The organism is Acidisphaera rubrifaciens HS-AP3, from assembly GCF_000964365.1.
Classification (GTDB): Bacteria; Pseudomonadota; Alphaproteobacteria; order Acetobacterales; family Acetobacteraceae; genus Acidisphaera; species Acidisphaera rubrifaciens.
Window position 1 is genome coordinate 1 of the sequence record NZ_BANB01000863.1, and the last position, 2100, is coordinate 2100.

At 71.9% G+C, this 2100-nt stretch carries 3 protein-coding genes; all 3 read left to right on the top strand.

Going from position 1 to position 2100, the window contains the following annotated elements:
* Positions 1-551: phosphotransferase (locus B8460_RS18580; protein WP_148360702.1), on the top strand; the 551-nt coding region annotated here is incomplete at its 5' end.
* A gap of 33 nt (positions 552-584) precedes the next feature.
* The gene (locus B8460_RS18585) at positions 585-1412 is read left to right on the top strand and encodes an SDR family NAD(P)-dependent oxidoreductase (RefSeq protein WP_084623905.1); all 828 of its coding nucleotides are present in this window, start codon (positions 585-587) and stop codon (positions 1410-1412) included.
* Positions 1413-1555: 143 nt separating this feature from the next.
* Positions 1556-2100: MarR family winged helix-turn-helix transcriptional regulator (locus B8460_RS18590; protein WP_084623907.1), on the top strand; the 545-nt coding region annotated here is incomplete at its 3' end.

Below are 2100 nucleotides of genomic sequence, written 5' to 3' on the forward strand. Positions count from 1 at the left end.
GCGCCGTCGCCGGCTGGCGCAAGCGCGGCGCCGCCGTCGCCTATGACGCCTGCGCCGGCCTGCTCGACGAGATCGGCGCCTGGCTCGACCGCGCAATCGTGCCGGACGGGGCGCCCGCGCTGCTGCACAACGACTTCAAGCTCGACAACATGATCCTCTCGCCCGACGACCTCTCCGCCGTCGCGGTGGTGGACTGGGACCAGGGCACGCGCGGCGACCCGCTGTTCGACCTCGCGACGCTGATGTCCTACTGGGCGCAGCCGGACGACCCGCCGGCGATGCGCGACCTCGGCCAGATGCCGACGCTTGCCCCGGGCTTCCCGGACCGCGCGACGGCGGTCGCCCGCTATGCCGCGCTCACCGGCCGCGACGTGTCGGATTTCCGCTTCCACCGCGTGCTGGCCATGTACAAGACGAGCATCATCTTCCTCCAGCTCGGCCACCGCTTCCGCACCGGCGAGACCGACGATCCCCGCTATGCCGGGCTCTCCGAACGCGGCACCGGCCTGCTGGAGTTCACCCGCGACATCGTCCACGGACGCACGTTCTAGGGCGACGTTCCGAGCAGCACCGGACCCATACGCATGCAAGCCACCGACGAGACGCCCGACCTGCCGCCCGAGATCATCGAGGCGGCCAACCCCACCGCCGCCAGCCTGTTCGACCTGACCGGCAAGGTCGCGATCGTCACCGGCGGCGGCCGCGGCATCGGGCGGGCGATGGCGGAGGCGCTGGCCGAACAGGGCGCCCTCGTCGTCATCTGCGGCCGCACGCTCGCGACGGTGGAGGCGGCGGCGGCCGAGATGCGCGCCCGCGGCCTCGCGGTGGAGGCACAGCGCGCCGATGTCGGCCACGAGCCGGACGTGATCGCGCTGCGCGACGCGGTGATGACGGCGCAGGGGCGCATCGACATCCTCGTCAACAACGCCGGCATCAACCCGATCTATCGCGGCATCGAGAAGACCAGCCTCGACGACTTCAATCGCATCTGCACGACCAACCTCACCGGCATCTTCCTGTGCTGCAAATACCTGGGCGGGGAGATGGCGGCGGCCGGCGCCGGGTCGATCATCAACGTGACCTCCATCGCCGGCCATGTCGGGCTGCTGAAATCGGTGCCGTACTGCGCGGCCAAGGGCGGGGCGGAGCTGCTGACCAAGGCGCTCGCCCTCGACTGGGCGCCGAAGGGCGTGCGGGTGAACAGCCTCGCCCCCGGCTATGTGGAGACCGACCTTACCGCCGGCCTGGTGGGCCACGAGGAACTCTCCGCCCAGTTGCTGGCGCAGGTGCCGCAGAGCCGCTACGCGCAGCCCCGCGACATGGCCGGCGCCGTCGTCTTCCTCGCCTCCGACGCCTCGGCCTTCATGACCGGCCAGAGCCTGGTGGTGGACGGCGGCTGGACGGCGCGCTGATCCGGAGCGGCGGGTCGGGGCGGCGCGTGCCGGCGGCGCATCCGGACGGGCACCCACCCGCGCCCTTTCTTGCAATGCGGCGACTTACCTCACAGTATGAGGGATAACCCGGCCCCCGAACGGCGGGCCGAAACGGATGCCCCATGGCCGAAGGCTCAATAAACGACGCGCTGCGCCTGGAAAATCAGCTCTGCTTTGCCCTGTATGCGGCGACGCATGCGATGACCCGGGCCTATCGGACGCGTCTCTCGGCCATCGGCCTGACCTATCCGCAGTATCTCGTGCTGCTCGCGCTGATGGAACGGCCGCTGCTGAGCGTGACCAGCCTGGCGCGGCTGCTGCAACTCGACGCCGCCACCCTCACGCCGCTGCTCAAGCGGCTGGAGACCGCCGGCCTTGTCGCCCGCCGGCGCAGCGCGACCGACGAGCGGGTGGTGGAAATCAGCCTCACCGCCGCCGGCCGCACCCTGCGCCGCGACCTCGGCCGCATCCAGCAGGAAGTCACCTGCGACAGCGGCCTCAGCCCCGCCGCCTTCGCCGCCCTGCGCGGCACCTTGCACGACCTCGCCGACACCTTCACCGGCGGGCCGGAGGGGGAGGGCGATCCCGCCGCCGAACCGGGCGCCGCCGAACCGGGCGCCGCCGAACCCGCGGCCGTCGAACCGGCCGCTCCCGAAGCCGCGGACGC

Excerpts from the sequence above, each read along its gene's own strand:
- B8460_RS18585 (WP_084623905.1), top strand. The coding sequence starts at position 585 with ATGCAAGCCACCGACGAGACGCCCGACCTGCCGCCCGAGATCATCGAG.